11 protein-coding genes and 1 pseudogene are annotated in these 13,667 nt (G+C 59.2%); 6 read left to right on the plus strand and 6 right to left on the minus strand.

The genetic code is table 11. The features are described from left to right. Positions 1 to 30: 30 nt before the first annotated feature. Entirely contained in the window at positions 31 to 1,701 is a 1,671-nt protein-coding gene (locus RlegSU303_RS29580; RefSeq protein ID WP_131719850.1) for an arylsulfatase, read from the minus strand. A gap of 296 nt (positions 1,702 to 1,997) precedes the next feature. On the opposite strand from RlegSU303_RS29580, the gene RlegSU303_RS29585 reads away from it, so the two are divergent. The 3 genes from RlegSU303_RS29585 (at position 1,998) to RlegSU303_RS29595 (ending at position 4,996) form a co-directional block, all read left to right on the plus strand. Beyond that, a complete protein-coding gene (locus RlegSU303_RS29585; RefSeq protein WP_222372911.1) occupies positions 1,998 to 3,893 on the plus strand; it encodes a sensor histidine kinase in 1,896 nt (631 codons plus the stop codon). Then, positions 3,890 to 4,522 (plus strand): response regulator transcription factor, encoded by a 633-nt coding sequence (locus RlegSU303_RS29590; RefSeq protein ID WP_222372909.1) that lies wholly within the window; start codon positions 3,890 to 3,892, stop codon positions 4,520 to 4,522. Before RlegSU303_RS29585 ends, RlegSU303_RS29590 begins: the two co-directional genes overlap by 4 nt. 105 nt (positions 4,523 to 4,627) lie before the next feature. Further along, a complete protein-coding gene (locus RlegSU303_RS29595; protein ID WP_231283960.1) occupies positions 4,628 to 4,996 on the plus strand; it encodes a response regulator transcription factor in 369 nt (122 codons plus the stop codon). Positions 4,997 to 5,338: 342 nt separating this feature from the next. Here the strand turns inward: RlegSU303_RS29595 and RlegSU303_RS29600 are convergent, their stop codons facing one another. Next, a complete protein-coding gene (locus RlegSU303_RS29600) occupies positions 5,339 to 6,961 on the minus strand; it encodes a Fic family protein (RefSeq protein ID WP_331275233.1) in 1,623 nt (540 codons plus the stop codon). Positions 6,962 to 7,539: 578 nt separating this feature from the next. Here RlegSU303_RS29600 and RlegSU303_RS29605 point away from each other — a divergent pair. From RlegSU303_RS29605 to RlegSU303_RS29615, 3 genes and pseudogenes are all read left to right on the plus strand, one after another. Continuing rightward, positions 7,540 to 8,277 carry a phosphatase PAP2 family protein gene (locus RlegSU303_RS29605; RefSeq protein ID WP_077980230.1) on the plus strand — a complete coding sequence of 246 codons (738 nt, stop codon included), beginning with the start codon at positions 7,540 to 7,542 and terminating at the stop codon, positions 8,275 to 8,277. A 207-nt stretch (positions 8,278 to 8,484) separates the two neighbouring features. After that, the gene (locus tag RlegSU303_RS29610) at positions 8,485 to 9,237 is read left to right on the plus strand and encodes a COG4280 domain-containing protein (protein WP_231283961.1); all 753 of its coding nucleotides are present in this window, start codon (positions 8,485 to 8,487) and stop codon (positions 9,235 to 9,237) included. Then, a pseudogene (locus tag RlegSU303_RS29615) lies at positions 9,234 to 9,457 on the plus strand (hypothetical protein). The gene RlegSU303_RS29610 and the pseudogene RlegSU303_RS29615 overlap by 4 nt, the downstream one beginning before the upstream one ends. A gap of 147 nt (positions 9,458 to 9,604) precedes the next feature. Here RlegSU303_RS29615 and RlegSU303_RS29620 read toward each other — a convergent pair. The 4 genes from RlegSU303_RS29620 to RlegSU303_RS29635 form a co-directional block, all read right to left on the minus strand. Further along, the gene (locus tag RlegSU303_RS29620) at positions 9,605 to 12,166 is read right to left on the minus strand and encodes a GcvT family protein (RefSeq protein ID WP_168276364.1); all 2,562 of its coding nucleotides are present in this window, start codon (positions 12,164 to 12,166) and stop codon (positions 9,605 to 9,607) included. Between the two features lie 369 nt (positions 12,167 to 12,535). After that, positions 12,536 to 12,775 carry a hypothetical protein gene (locus RlegSU303_RS29625; RefSeq protein ID WP_017957896.1) on the minus strand — a complete coding sequence of 80 codons (240 nt, stop codon included), beginning with the start codon at positions 12,773 to 12,775 and terminating at the stop codon, positions 12,536 to 12,538. 9 nt (positions 12,776 to 12,784) lie between these two features. Further along, complete coding sequence (locus RlegSU303_RS29630; protein WP_025397793.1) at positions 12,785 to 13,045, minus strand: hypothetical protein; 261 nt, start codon at positions 13,043 to 13,045, stop codon at positions 12,785 to 12,787. Positions 13,046 to 13,048: 3 nt separating this feature from the next. Continuing rightward, positions 13,049 to 13,369 (minus strand): helix-turn-helix domain-containing protein, encoded by a 321-nt coding sequence (locus tag RlegSU303_RS29635; RefSeq protein ID WP_130660469.1) that lies wholly within the window; start codon positions 13,367 to 13,369, stop codon positions 13,049 to 13,051. Between the last annotated feature and the right edge of the window lie 298 nt (positions 13,370 to 13,667).

A 13,667-nucleotide genomic window follows, 5' to 3' on the forward strand; every position in this document is an offset into this window, starting at 1 on the left:
GCGGCGGCCTCATAGAGCCGCCGCTCTTCGTCAATTCCCGGTCGGGAGGGTGAGCGTCACGCCATCCTTGGCGAGCTGATCACGCACCCACTGGAAGCGCTCGTAGTTCGAGAGTGTGATCGGACCCGTGTAGCCGACGCTTTGCATCTTTCTCGGAGGATACTTCATGTACGTCGCCATGATCTTCTGGAGCTCTTCGCCCATGACAACGCCCATCCATGTGCGTTCGGTGAAGTTGTTCATGAAAATGTCATAGCGTTCCTGCGGATCCTGCCAGAGGTCGAACACCTGGGGAACTGTTGCCACGTATTTGTCCGGGCCTTTCCAGCCGAGATTGGAATCGACTGCCAGTCCGCCGGTCTGCGCTCCGTCGTCGCCACGAAGATTGAACGCAAACTTGTAGTTATTGACCCTGATGGCACCTGGCGACAGCTCATTTTCGGTGAAATAGAACCAGGATTTCCGTTCCGATTTCCCTGTGCCGAGGAGGATCGGCGACATGTCGTAGCTGTCGAAAATGATCGGCTTGTTTTCGCGGTCCTCAGTCGGAAGGGGGACCGCACCGACGGCAGCGAATGTCGCCATCAGATCGAGACCGCCGACAATGTCGTGGTTCTTGGTGCGGGGTTTGATCTTACCGGGCCAGACGGCGATCGCAGGGACGCGATTGCCGCCCTCGCGCAACGTACCCTTCGTGCCCCGCAACGGCGTGTACCCAGCGTCCGGATAGACGTCCTGCCAGGCACCATTGTCCGTGGTGTAGAAGACCAGTGTGTTCCGATCCATCCCCGTTTCACGCAGCTTGTCCATGATCCGGCCGATGCGGGCGTCGAGTTCCACGATCGAGTCGGCATACTTGCTCTTCGACAGTGACTTGTGCTCGAATTCCGGCGCCGGCATATTTGGCTGGTGCACCTTCATGAAGTTCACGTTGATATAGAAGGGCTCATCCGGCTTCTTTGCGGCTTCGTCGAGAAATTCGACGGCTGCCTTTTCGACATAGCTGTCGAAGTAGGGGATGCCGACGACGCCTTCCTTGCCGTCGATAACCGGGGTGTCGACATATTGACCGTTGACCTTGAAATCTTCAGTGACAGGTCCTCCCGCCTTGCCGGAAAGCGCCCCTTTCGTCACCCTTTGGAACATTTCGCGCAGCTTCGGGTCCATGTCCGGAAACCAGGTTGGGTCTGCGTAGGTGTAGGCATTCAGATGATAGAGGCCAGCATATTTCATTTCGTCGTAGCCCTGCGCGATCGGAAGCGCATAGTCCGCCTCCCCGAGGTGCCACTTTCCTGTGAAATAGGTGTGATAGCCACCGCGCTTCAAAACGGAGGCGAGCGTCCATTCCGCTGCGGGCAATCCGCCGCCCTGGCCTTGAAAGGCGACCGTCGTCATGCCGCTGCGGTTGGGGATGCGTCCCGTTTGCATGGCGGCGCGACCGGGCGTGCAGCTCGGCTGGGCGTAGAAGGAGAAGAAGGTCATGCCGTCTTCAGCCAGTTTGTCGATGTTCGGCGTCGGCATCCCGCGACCTTCACCCCCGCCATAGGGGCCGAGATCGCCGTAGCCGGTATCATCCGAAACGATGAACAGAATGTTGGGTTTTCGTTGGGTGTCCTGCGCTTGCACGGGCGAGGCTGCACACCACAGAATGGTGGATGAAGCCAAGGCTCCGATGCAGCGGATAAGGATTCTGCTGTTCATGTCAAATCCTTCCGTTGACGTTCTTGAATGACGGAGCCACTCGCGGCCTAGGCTGCGATTGCATGCGTCGATTCAACTGGACTGCTCAAAATGAAGATCCTGCCGGAGCTGCCTCCGGCAGGGATGCGATGGCCGGCCGCATCTCTGCTCCGGCCCGCTGAACTTAGCGAATGCTGCCTTGGCCCGATATTGTACTTAAGGGAATCTCTTCATGCGGTAGCAATCGAAAGTAGTGATGCGCAGATGACGCCGCATCAGGAAGCTGTTATTGTCGCCCGGCTTTGGGGGGAAAGCTGATGGGCTTGGGCGAATGGTCAGGTCGATTATGCTGCACTGCCTTTTTGTTGGCGGTTGTCGCCCTGTGTGTGCCCAGTCGGCAGGCAGCAGCCTCCGACCCCTCGATTGCCATCATCGACCGGGTTCCCCGCGTCCTCGTTCTTTACCCCTATGACGAAAGGATCGCGGCGACGACCGCTGCCGGAGAGGCATTGCGGAGCCGTTTGCTGGAGGCGACCAACGGCAAGATCGATCTGTTTTCCGAGTTCCTGGATCTCTCGCGGTTTCCGGAAAGCGATCATGTCGCGCGCATGGCCCGATATCTTGGCGAGAAATACGCAGCGCGTCGCCCCGACGTGGTCGTGGCCCTCGGCCGGGAATCGGCCAGCTTCATCGTCGAGAACCGCGGCACGATCGCTCCCGGCGCAAAAATCGTCGCCGCCGGTTTCGGCACCGCCACCGCCGAGAAGATCGCTCTGCCTTATGACGTGATAGGAGCCTTCTCGACATTCAACATTCTGAAGACGGCCGAGATGGCCCGCAGCCTGCAGCCCGATGCCCGCCACCTCTACATCGTCGGAGGCTCGTCCGACTTCGACCGGAGTTGGCTGACGACGGCCCGCGCAGATTTGAAACAGTTCTCCAAATCCTTTGATACGACGACCTATCTGGAAGATCTGACGATCGACGAATTCATCGATCGCGCCTCGCGCGTGCCGCCCGACAGCATCATCCTGGCATTGACGGTCTTCAAGGATCGGACAGGACGCAACTTCATTCCGCGCGACGCGATCAGACAGATCGCAGCGACCGCCAGCGCACCTGTCTACGGTCCCTATCAGACCTACATAGGTTATGGCGTCGTCGGCGGCAATACCGTCACATTCGATGGCCTGGGCCGGACCGTCGGCGACCTCGTCATCGATGCGATTGCCGGCAAGCCGGTGTCGGATCTCGAAGCGCCGCAGACATATGTCGCCGATGCCCGGCAACTCCAGCGCTGGGGACTTGCCGAAAAGGACCTGCCGCCGGGCACGGTCCAGATGCACAGGGATAAAAGCCTCTGGGAGGAACACTGGGTCATATTGACGGCGGGGAGCGGGCTCCTGCTGGCGCAAGCCGGCATTATCTCGGTGCTTCTGCTTGAGCGGAGGCGCCGCCGCGACGCCGAGCGCAGCGCGCAACTTCACTTGCTTGAAGCCGTTCATCTTAACCAGTCCGCGACAGCCGGTGCGTTATCCTCGTCCATCGCTCACGAACTGAATCAGCCTCTTTCGGCGATCAGAAACAATGCCGAGGCAGCCTCGGTGCTGCTGCGAAGTGCGAACCCGGATCACGAACTGATCCAGCAGATTCTCCTCGACATCCAGGAAGACGATCAGCGCGCGGGCGACATCATCAGCCGGATGAGAGGATTGCTCAAGAAGAGAAACGAGATCGATTGGCAGGAGTTCGATCTGAACGATGTCACATCGAGCGCAATCCGCATCATTCACGGCGAGGCGGAACGGCGCGGAATTAAGCTGACCTCAACCCAGCCGCCGGGCGAGCTGCCGGTCCGTGCCGACAAGGTTCACGTGCAGCAGGTTATTCTCAACCTGGCGACCAACGGGATGGATGCCATGCTGAACACCGTCCCGGCCGGGAGAACGCTTAGCTTCGCGACGGGACTGGCGAACGAGAAGGCGGAGCTGCGGGTCTCCGACACCGGAGACGGCATTCCCGAAGAGAGGCTGATCCGCATCTTCGAGCCGTTCTATACCACCAAGCAGGCGGGTACCGGGCTTGGGCTTTCCATAGCGCGCGCCATTCTCGAGACCTATGGCGGTACCATCCGTGCCGACAACCGCCCCGAAGGAGGCTCGGTCTTTCGCGTGGCCCTGCCGCTCGCCCACAGGGAGGAGCGATCGAGATGAAACCGGTTGTCCATATCGTCGATGACGACAAATCCTACCGGACGGCGATCGCAAGGCTGCTTTCCGCCCATGGCCTCAGGGTCGAAGGCTATGAATCCGGAGACCAGTTTCTCGCCCGACTTTCCGCTTGCGAGCCGGGCTGCGTTCTTCTCGACCTGCAGATGCCTGGCCAGTCCGGCCTGCAGATCCAACGCCGGCTGTGTGAGCTGGCGCCGCTATTGCCGGTCGTGTTCCTCACGGGGGAAGGAGACATCAAGGCAAGCGTCGAGGCGATGAAGGCGGGTGCCAAGGATTTTCTGGAGAAGAGTTCGACCACGGCGGCATTGATGGAGGCGATCGACCATGCTCTCATTCAATATGGAAGACAGCGGGCCGAACACGACCGTCTCCAGGGCCAGCGGGCGCTGGTGGCGGGGCTTACGCCGCGCGAAGCCGAAGTGTTCCGGCTCCTCATTCGCGGCCGTCTCAACAAGCAGATCGCTCATGCGCTCGGCATCTCGGAGCGGACGGTTAAGGTGCATCGCCATCAGGTCATGGAAAAACTTGGCGTGCGCTCGCTGGCCGAGGCGGTGTCGATCGCCGCGAATATCGGTCTCATCGAGCAGGATACGGCATCGCCGGCGGAGTGACAGGTGTCTCCTTCCCCTTAGGACAATATCAATCGACCTCTAACTGGCCTAGTCTCACCAGGAACCGTCAATCTCTCATATGTTCGAAAGAGGAGGGGGCATGAGGTGGAGAAGCTTCGCCGCACGGTCGCTGTCGTCGATGATGACGCAAGCCTACGGCGCAGCCTCGGGCGGCTGCTCAACGCTTACGGTTTTCTGGCCGAGGAGTATGCATCCGCCGAGGACTTTCTCGCTCGCGATCGGAAAAAGCCGATAGATTGCCTTGTTCTTGATATCGACCTCGGTGGCATGTCCGGAATCGATCTGCAACGCAGGCTGAAGGCCGAGAGGACAACCCTTCCGGTGATTTTCATCACGGCGCTGGAAGCCGGCGCCGTGAAGGCGGAGGCGGAACAGGTGGGATGCGTTGCTTATCTGCAGAAGCAATTTTCCGGAGCCGCGCTGATCGCGGCCATCAACAACGCATTGGCATGATGTCCAAGGAGCCCATCCAGGCTCTCAGCCAAAGCGGGAAGGGTATCGTTGGCCAGGTGGGCTGATCCTCGCGCAAGACGCTGAGTTGAAGGAAGATTTCCCTCTTCGTACACTCCATGGGAACGGCTCCCCGTCGAAATGCCTTTCCCCATCTCGCGGGTGGTGTCGAGACCATGGACGGCGGCCTCGCCGAGCGCAAAAACTCGCTTCAGGAGCGCCGTGGAATGGGGCAGGGCCTTGAATCCCGAGGTTGCATTGCCGATTTGGCGAGGACCGACATGATGTAAAGGGAGTTCGACGGCAGGCATGACCGAGGTTCAACGCGGCGCACGGCCAGCAATCTTAGCGTTTTGGCTTTCGGTCCATGATGCGTTTGTTGTATTTTGCCGCTAGCGCGGGTGCGGCGGCAAAGACGCGCTTTTCAATCTCATCCTTCTGTTCCTGTGACACTGCGCCAGGGCTGAACTCGCAAAGCGCTTCGATGACCTCCGCGCGAGAATGCCCGTACTCTCCAATGCTCTGAGAAATCACGCGGTCCTCGACAAATTGCCAATCTACCGTCGTAGGTTCGGTCGTTGCGAGTTCTTGAGCCGCTATTTTGCCTAAGGTACTTCTCGCGCCAAGCGATTGCTGCAGGGCAGTGATACCGCTGACGCGCTTTTGAAATTCCTCATCTTCATTGAAAGGTGGCTTGAAGGAAGACCGACTGGCAACCTCTTTCGTGCGCGTCTGAGTGATGAATGACGGAACAGACGGCTTTGGCGCATCTATCTCCCCATCTGTGAAAAGATTGGGGAATAGCCGCTCGCGGTAATCAAGCGGGAAAGCTATCCGCACGGGTGTTTTCGGTGAGGAGGACTTCAGAAAGCCACCATCGAGCAGGGCCTTCAATGTGTTTCGCGCTGTACGGTCGGGCGACTTCGTGATGAAGCCGATATCACCGCGATCTATCGAGCCATGTTTCAGGACTGCCGAGATGATGTCCGGGGCACGCTTATCGTCGATAACATCTTCGATCAATTTGCGATAACGGCTTTCAAGCTTGTCGAAAGAGAAGACAGCATTGGAAAACTGAATCTGATCAAGGGCCACCGACAAAAACCATTCGCAAAAGTCTTGAAGTGCCTTTGCAGAAAGATTGCCTCGGCCATCTCTATCATTCATCCGCTGCTGGTCGGCATGATCCATCATGCTTTTGTATTCTGTCTTGTCTTTGAGGCCACGGGCCAAGCCACGCGATATGGACCACAGCCCTTTCCCGCCCACACCTGCTTCCTGAGCCATTGCGTGCGACATCAGCCGGCTCACCCGGCCGTTCCCGTCCATGAAGGGGTGGATGAAGTTGAGACGATGATGCGCCGCCGCGATGGCAACGATCTTGTTGGTAGCTCCGGCCTGCGCGGCTGCGTAGCGCTTGGAAAAATGTTCCATGAACGCTTTGACATACGCGGAGGATGGCGGCTGGTGCCGACCGACGGAGACATCGTCTTCGCTTTTTGATCTGAAGGCGCCGGGAACGATCTCGACCTTAGGTCCATCACGGCCTTCGACGAAGCGGAATTCTTCCGGCATCTCCTCATAAAAGCGACGATGTACCCAAGCGATGAACTCGGAAGATGTTGGTGATGGCAACGCACCATCCCGGCTCAAACGGTCAATTTCACGCTGAACGACAACATGCGCCTTTGCCTCCAAGACCAGAGGGCGCGTAGCCTCCTCAATTTCAACGCCCGCGAGCGCTCGCTCGATGTCCTTAGGACGCGTGTTGTGCCCTTCGATCAGGTTCGAGTAATAGCAGTTCATCACCCTCACGAGGTCAGAGAGCTCGAAGGCGGCGTCGTTGTGCAGGCCGTAGCCCAGCTTCGCAGCTGCCGCCTGAATCTCCACAACCAGATCGGAGATCGAGGATGGGATGCTTTCCTCGAAAAATGCGGGCTCAATTCGGGTCGGGACTTCTTCTGCCATTTTTTGCCGATCTTTTTATCTCGAAAACATGATTATATTTAGGAGGTTAACACGCCTAAATCAAGAAAATTGCCGATGTTGGTTGCCGATCTTTGAAGTTTGCAACATGTCGATGGTTTTGCCGATAGTTGAAAACAAATTTGTATCAATAAATCACACGCTTACCTAAGACGTAGCGACAAACCTGCCGATGTTTCTTGCCGATCTTCGCTGCCCACAGTTCGCCATGAATATCAGGCGGATTCCGCATCTGACGGCCAGGGATCTGGCGAGCTTCACCAGTCTCATCGACCAGGATATATAGCATCGCTGGCGGGGTGATCGGAGCCCTTTCCCTTAGGGCGGCGGCAGCAACGCGTTTTTTCCGACCCGCCTGCGGCAGACCTTTGCCAGGACGCGACCGGATCAATACCTTCCCCCATCACGCGGGTGGCGCCGATGAACCATGGAGGCGGCTTCGCCGACCCTAAAAACTCGCTTCAGGAACGTTCTTGCATGCAGCTGGGCCTTGAATCCTGAGGTCGCGTTGCCAATCTGGCGAGGACCGGCATCATGTAAAGGGAGCTCGACGGGCAGGCATGACTGAGGTTCAACGACAAGGTTTTCTCACAAGGCTTACCGCCTATGAACCGCTGACGCTGATTACGCTGGCGTCGATCGCGGGCGGACTGTTCGTGCTCCAGCGGCTGACGAGTGAAGTCCTGGAAGGCGAGTCCTTTCGCTTCGATGAGGTGATCCTGCTGGCGTTGAGACGTGCGGACGATCTTGCCGTGCCGATCGGCCCCGGATGGCTGACTCATGCCGTCGACGATATCACCGCCCTTGGCGGCATCACCGTTCTCTCGCTCCTGACGGCTCTGATCACCATCTATCTTTTGTTCGACCGGCGCTGGCCGATCGCTATCTTCGTCTTTTCCTCGGTGCTGACCGGCTGGCTGGCCAGCGCGACACTGAAGATCCTTGTCGCCCGGCCGCGTCCCGATATCGTTCCGCATCTGGTCGAAGTGAGCGATCTCAGCTTTCCTAGCGGACATGCCATGGTGTCGGCGGTAACCTATCTGACCCTAGGCGCGCTTGTCGCGCGAACGCAGCGTTATCCGTCGACGCGGATCTTCGTCATGGCCGCCGGCGTCTTCCTTGCCGTCATTGTCGGTTTGAGCCGGGTCTATCTCGGAGTCCATTACCCCACGGACGTCTTCGCCGGATGGTGCGCAGGTGCGCTCTGGGCGCTCGGCTGCTGGCTGATCTCGAAGCGGTTCATTCCGAGCCGCGCTCCTGACGCTGCCGCCGAGGCTGAAAACGGTGACAGAAGATAGCTCTCCCAAGTCTCGTCCATCGCGTTGACGGCGGAGAGATAGGGGATGTCGATCAAGGCGGATGCGCTTCCAGATTTTCGATTTCATCCTTCAATACCTTCATGCACAATCTTTAGCCGCGCACGCCTGTTTCCTTTCTCGCAGCTGTTGCACAGTGCTGCCGGCATCAACAACGCATTGATCTCCGCCGTATAACGGACAAAAACCATGACAACTCTGACAACGATCACCTCGACGGTCGCGGCCGCATTTCTCGGATCCTTCGTCGAGGTTGTTGAAGCCTTCACTATCATCCTCGCCGTCGGCGTCACGCAAAGCTGGCGGCCGTCCTTTATCGGCACCGGTCTTGCGCTCGGCGTTCTGGCCATCCTTGTGCTGGCGCTCGGTCCATTGCTCGGCCTCATTCCGCTCGAGCTGATGCAGTTCGTCATCGGAACGCTGCTCGTTCTCTTCGGCCTGCGCTGGTTGCGCAAGGCGATCCTCAGGGCTTCGGGCTTCATCGCGCTGCACGACGAGGACAAGGCCTTTGCCGCCGAGACGGACAGCCTGAGGCGCCAATCCTCAGAGCGCCGCGCCAATCTCCTGGCGGGCATTGCCGCCTTCAAGGCCGTTCTGCTCGAGGGGATTGAGGTGGTGTTCATTGTCATCGCCACCGGCGCCGCGCATGGCATGATCGGCTATGCCAGCCTTGGGGCCGCTGCGGCTTGCCTTTTGGTGCTGATCATCGGCATCTTCGTGCACAAACCGCTTTCGGCGGTTCCGGAGAACGGTCTCAAATTTGTCGTCGGGCTACTGCTCAGCGCCTTCGGCATATTCTGGGTCGGCGAGGGCATCGGCGCCGACTGGCCGGGCGCCGACCTTTCGCTCCTGGCGATTCTTGCCGTGCTTGCCGTCTTTTCCTTCGCCGCCGTCCGGATGCTGCGCCAGTATTTCAACGCCCATGCCGAGGTCGCCGCATGACGAATATTCTTAAAGGCGTGTTCAAGGAATTCTTCGGCATGTTCATCGACGACGGCGCATTGGCGCTGGCGGCGCTGCTGCTGATCGCTGTCGTCGGCGTGCTGGTGAAATTCGCCCATGCCGACGCGCTGCTCGCCGCCGTCTGCTTCTCCTCGGCTGCCTGCTGATCCTCGCCGAGAGCGTGGTGCGCGCGGCGCGGAAGAAGTTTCAGGGGAAGTAGCCTCGAGCATGATGCCGACAACATCATGCTCTATTTCTTTGATTTAGAGCAGCTATTGGGCCCCTGGAACAGGTGTCACCAGCGAGCTCATCGAGCCGCCGTTCAGCGTGGCGCCCCGGGTTTGCGGCGCCACATGCACGTGAGTGCTCAGCTGCGCGGCTTCAGATTTTCTGGGTCATAGATCGGCTTGTACCCGACGCCGACAACCTCGACCGGAAAAGTTTCGGCGAAATATTCGACATTCAGCCTGCGTCCGACCTGGCAATGCGACCAAGGCAGATAGGCCAAGGCGATGTTCTTTCCGACCGTTGGGCCGTAGGCGACCGAGGTCGTGTAGGACCGACGGCCAAGCTCGTCGACCAGAACCTCTCCCGTGGCGGGATCGACAACCGGCATATTGCCGACGGGATAACGCTTCACGCCTGATTTGTCGGTGTTCTCGGTCATCACAAGCGTGCAGAGCATGGCCGGCTGGTGTTCGCGCGCCTTGTATTCCAGATGTTTTGCCTTGCCGCGGAAATCGGCTTCCTTGACCTTCGGACGGGCGAGATCGGCTTCGATCAGGTTGTACTGGGTCAGCAGGTCGGCGTTCTGCAGGCGTAGGCTCTTTTCCATGCGGCGCGAGTTTGCATAGGTTTCGACGCCGAAGGCCATCACGCCGGTCGACCGCAGCGCATCCCAGACGGCGAGGCCGTCTTCGTACTTCATGTGCAATTCCCAGCCCTGCTCGCCGACATAGGAGATGCGGAAAGCGGTGACGGGCTTACCGGCGATTTCGATCGGCTTGATCGCCGCAAAGGCGAAATTTTCCTGATCGAGCCCGGCCGGATCGGCCACGGCCTTCTTCAGCGTGTCGCGCGCGTTCGGACCCCAGATGCCGATCGTCACGAATTTTTCCGAGACGTCGGTGATGATCACGTCGAGGCCGCGGTCTTCGGCGACGCGTTTCATGTAGTGCAGGTCGCGCGGGCCGGCATCGGCGCCGTTGACGAGACGGCATCGATCGGCCATGCGGAAGACTGTGAAGTCAGCGCGCACCATGCCTTCGTCGTCGAGGAAGTGGGTGTAAATGCCCTTGCCGATGTTTGCATCGCCACCGATCTTGGCGGCGCACAGCCATTCCATCAGTTCGACATGGTCGGGTCCCTCGATATCGACCATGTGGAAGTGGCTGAGATTGACGATGCCGCAATCCTCGCTCATCGCCAGATGCTCGGCATTCGATACGCGCCAGAAATGGCGGCTGTCCCATTCATTCTCGCGGACCGGGACGCGGTCGGCGTATTTCTCCAGAAGGTGTTCGTTGGCGGCGTAGCCATGCGCACGCTCCCAGCCGCCAAGTTCCATGAAGTAGCCGCCGAGTTCCTTTTCGCGCTCGTAGAAGGGCGAGCGTTTGGCGTTGCGGCCGGATGCATAGGGTTCGCGGGTGTGAACAGCCGGGAAATAGATCTTCTGGGCGGCTTCAAAGCAGCGGCCCTCGATGAACTCTTCCGTCAATTGATGCGGATAGAAGCGGGCGTAGTCGATGCTGTTGTGATCGATTTCAGTCCGGCCATCGGTCATCCAGTCGGCGATCAGCTTGCCATAGCCCGGGCCGTCCTTGACCCAGATGGCAACGCAATACCAGAGACCGCGCACCTTCTGGCTCTCGCCGCAGGATGCGCCTCCGCCGGCGGACACTTGCAGCAGGCCATTGAAGGAATGACCCTCGTTATAGCCGAGTTCGCCGAGGATCGGCGTCAGTTCCATGGCGCGCTCGAGCGGCTCGATGATCTGTTCCATCTCGAGGTCACGCTGCGAGGGCGAAAGGCGCGCTTCGTGTTTTTCGAGAATGTCGCGCGGATGGCACATGCGCGGATTGGTGGCTTCGTAGTAGCCCCACTCGATCTGGCCGCCCTCCGTCGTCGCCGGGTCGCCGGTATCGCGCATATAGGCGGAGTTGCCCTGGTCGCGCAGCAGCGGGAAGCCGATTTCCTTGCCGGTGCCTTCAAATTCATTATACGGACCGAAGAAGGTGAGCGGGTGGTCGACCGGCATGACCGGCAGGTCTTCGCCGACCATCTCCGCGATCAGGCGCCCCCAGAGGCCGGCGCAGACGATGACGTGGTCGGCCATGATCGTGCCGCGATGGGTGACGACGCCCTTGATGCGGCCGCCTTCGACGATCAGCGACTTCGCCGGCGTATTGCCGAACACCTGCAGCTTGCCGGCCTTTTCGGCGGCATCGACCAGCTTGCCGGCAACGGTCTGCGAGCGCGGAATGACGAGGCCGGCATCCGGATCGTAAAGGCCGCCCATCACCTGATCTTCCTCGATCAGCGGGAACTTCTCCTTGATCTCGGAAGGGCTGACATAGTGGGCGCGGGTGCCGAAAGCGCGTGCCGAGGATAGCTTGCGCTTGATTTCCTCCATCCAGGTATCGTCGCCGGTGCGCGCCACTTCGAGGCCGCCGATGCGGGCGTAATGGCCCATTTTTTCGTAGAAATCGATCGAATATTGCGTTGTCCAGACCGACAGATAGTCGTGGCTCGTGGTGTAACAGAAGTCCGAGGCATGGGCAGTCGAGCCGATATCGGTCGGTATGCCCGACTTATCGATGCCGACGATATCGTCCCATCCCCGCTCGACGAGATGATGCGCGATGGAGGCGCCTACGATACCGCCGAGCCCGATGATGACGACCTTTGCCTTTTCCGGAAATGCTGCCACGTGCTGTTCCTTCTATTTATCGCACGAATCAAAATACTCTAGCTGCGCTTGACGTACGCTGCGCGCTTGAGATGCAGGTGCCATGTCAGCCTCGTAGGGGTGTCACATTTGCCGAAGCAGCGGAACCCCAAGCCCGCTGCGCATGGACGCTGCGATGAGGGTATTATGCAGAAGGCTCATGACCGCCGTTGGTCCTACGCCGCCTAGTAACGGCGTAATTGCGCCAGTCCGGATCGAGGGCGGCGGGGCAACCGTAAAACAGCGCCGGCGCCCCGGCGATCCGTCCCGCATCGAACGATTTGCAAATGACAGGCATGCGAGCGGATAGGCGAGCCTTTGCAGCTCGCCTATCCGCTCGCATGCCTGGGATCACGGCGCCGCAATCGCTGCAAGCCGGTCGATGTCCACAAGCACGATGTCTTCGGAAACAGGCTCGCGATTGTGCAGCCGGAACCATTCCGCAGCTTCGCGCACCCGATCTCCATGCGGCGGCGGATAGGCGCCAAGTCCGAGAACCCATTCCCGCACGGTCTCGCGCTCCATCCGCCCGGCTCGGTATCGATCGCAGACGGTTTTTGCCGATGCGACGAGATCATTGATACTTTTCACGGAATACCCTCAATGCACGGATGGCTCTTCATCTTCGAGAAACGATCGAATGCCGTCGCGGGCGACGACGGCCAGGAATTCGTCGAAGGCATCCCGGTCAGTCGCAAATGGCTCGTCCCAGCGGATCAGGTCTTCCGCCTGCGTGACCACTTCCATCGTCCAGTCTTCATTGCTGCCCGATGTGCGGAAAATATCGACGAGCACGGTGATCCCGTCGTCGGTGAATTCTCCCGCCAGTTCGGAGTGTTCGAGCTTCTCTTTCTTTGCCATCATTCAGCCACCTGCACCGGGCGGTGCGTCGTTTTCGAGATATTCTTCATATTGAACCGTCTCGGTCTCATTCGTGTCGATCGAGGCATCGGCGCGTTTTGCCAGGCGAACGCCCGCACCCCCGCCATTTTCCGGGATGAAAATGACGCCGCCGCCTTCCAGGGCATGCTTCATGTCCTGAAGGGTTCGTTCGTAGGGAGAGCGCTTTCCCGCCTCGAAATTAGCAATCGTCGCTTTGGCGACTTTCGAGGCCGATGAGAGATCGTCCTGAGACCATGCCAAAAGGGCACGAGCAGCGCGGCATTGAGCGGAAGATAGACACAAAACAATAACCTTGCATCAAAAGTGTGATTCTGCCTCGGGAAGATTATATTAAAAACGCAATCTCGATACAAGCGATGATGAGGGCGGGCGAGTGGATGGCGAGCATGATTGTCCGGCTCGCGCCGATGGCTGGGCTGCCCTTCACCCTAACCTTGCCGGGGTCGAGCCACTGGTCTCGACCCGTCCTGCGGACCCCCGTAAAAAACGGGGCGAAGGTGGCGGCAGCCGGATGAGGGGCAAAACGGCGATCTCTTGAGCCGACGATGAACCTCCTGCTCGTGTTTCAAACACCGTCATT

Origin of the sequence: Rhizobium sp. SU303, from assembly GCF_021052345.1 — a bacterium.
Lineage (GTDB): Bacteria > Pseudomonadota > Alphaproteobacteria > Rhizobiales > Rhizobiaceae > Rhizobium > Rhizobium laguerreae.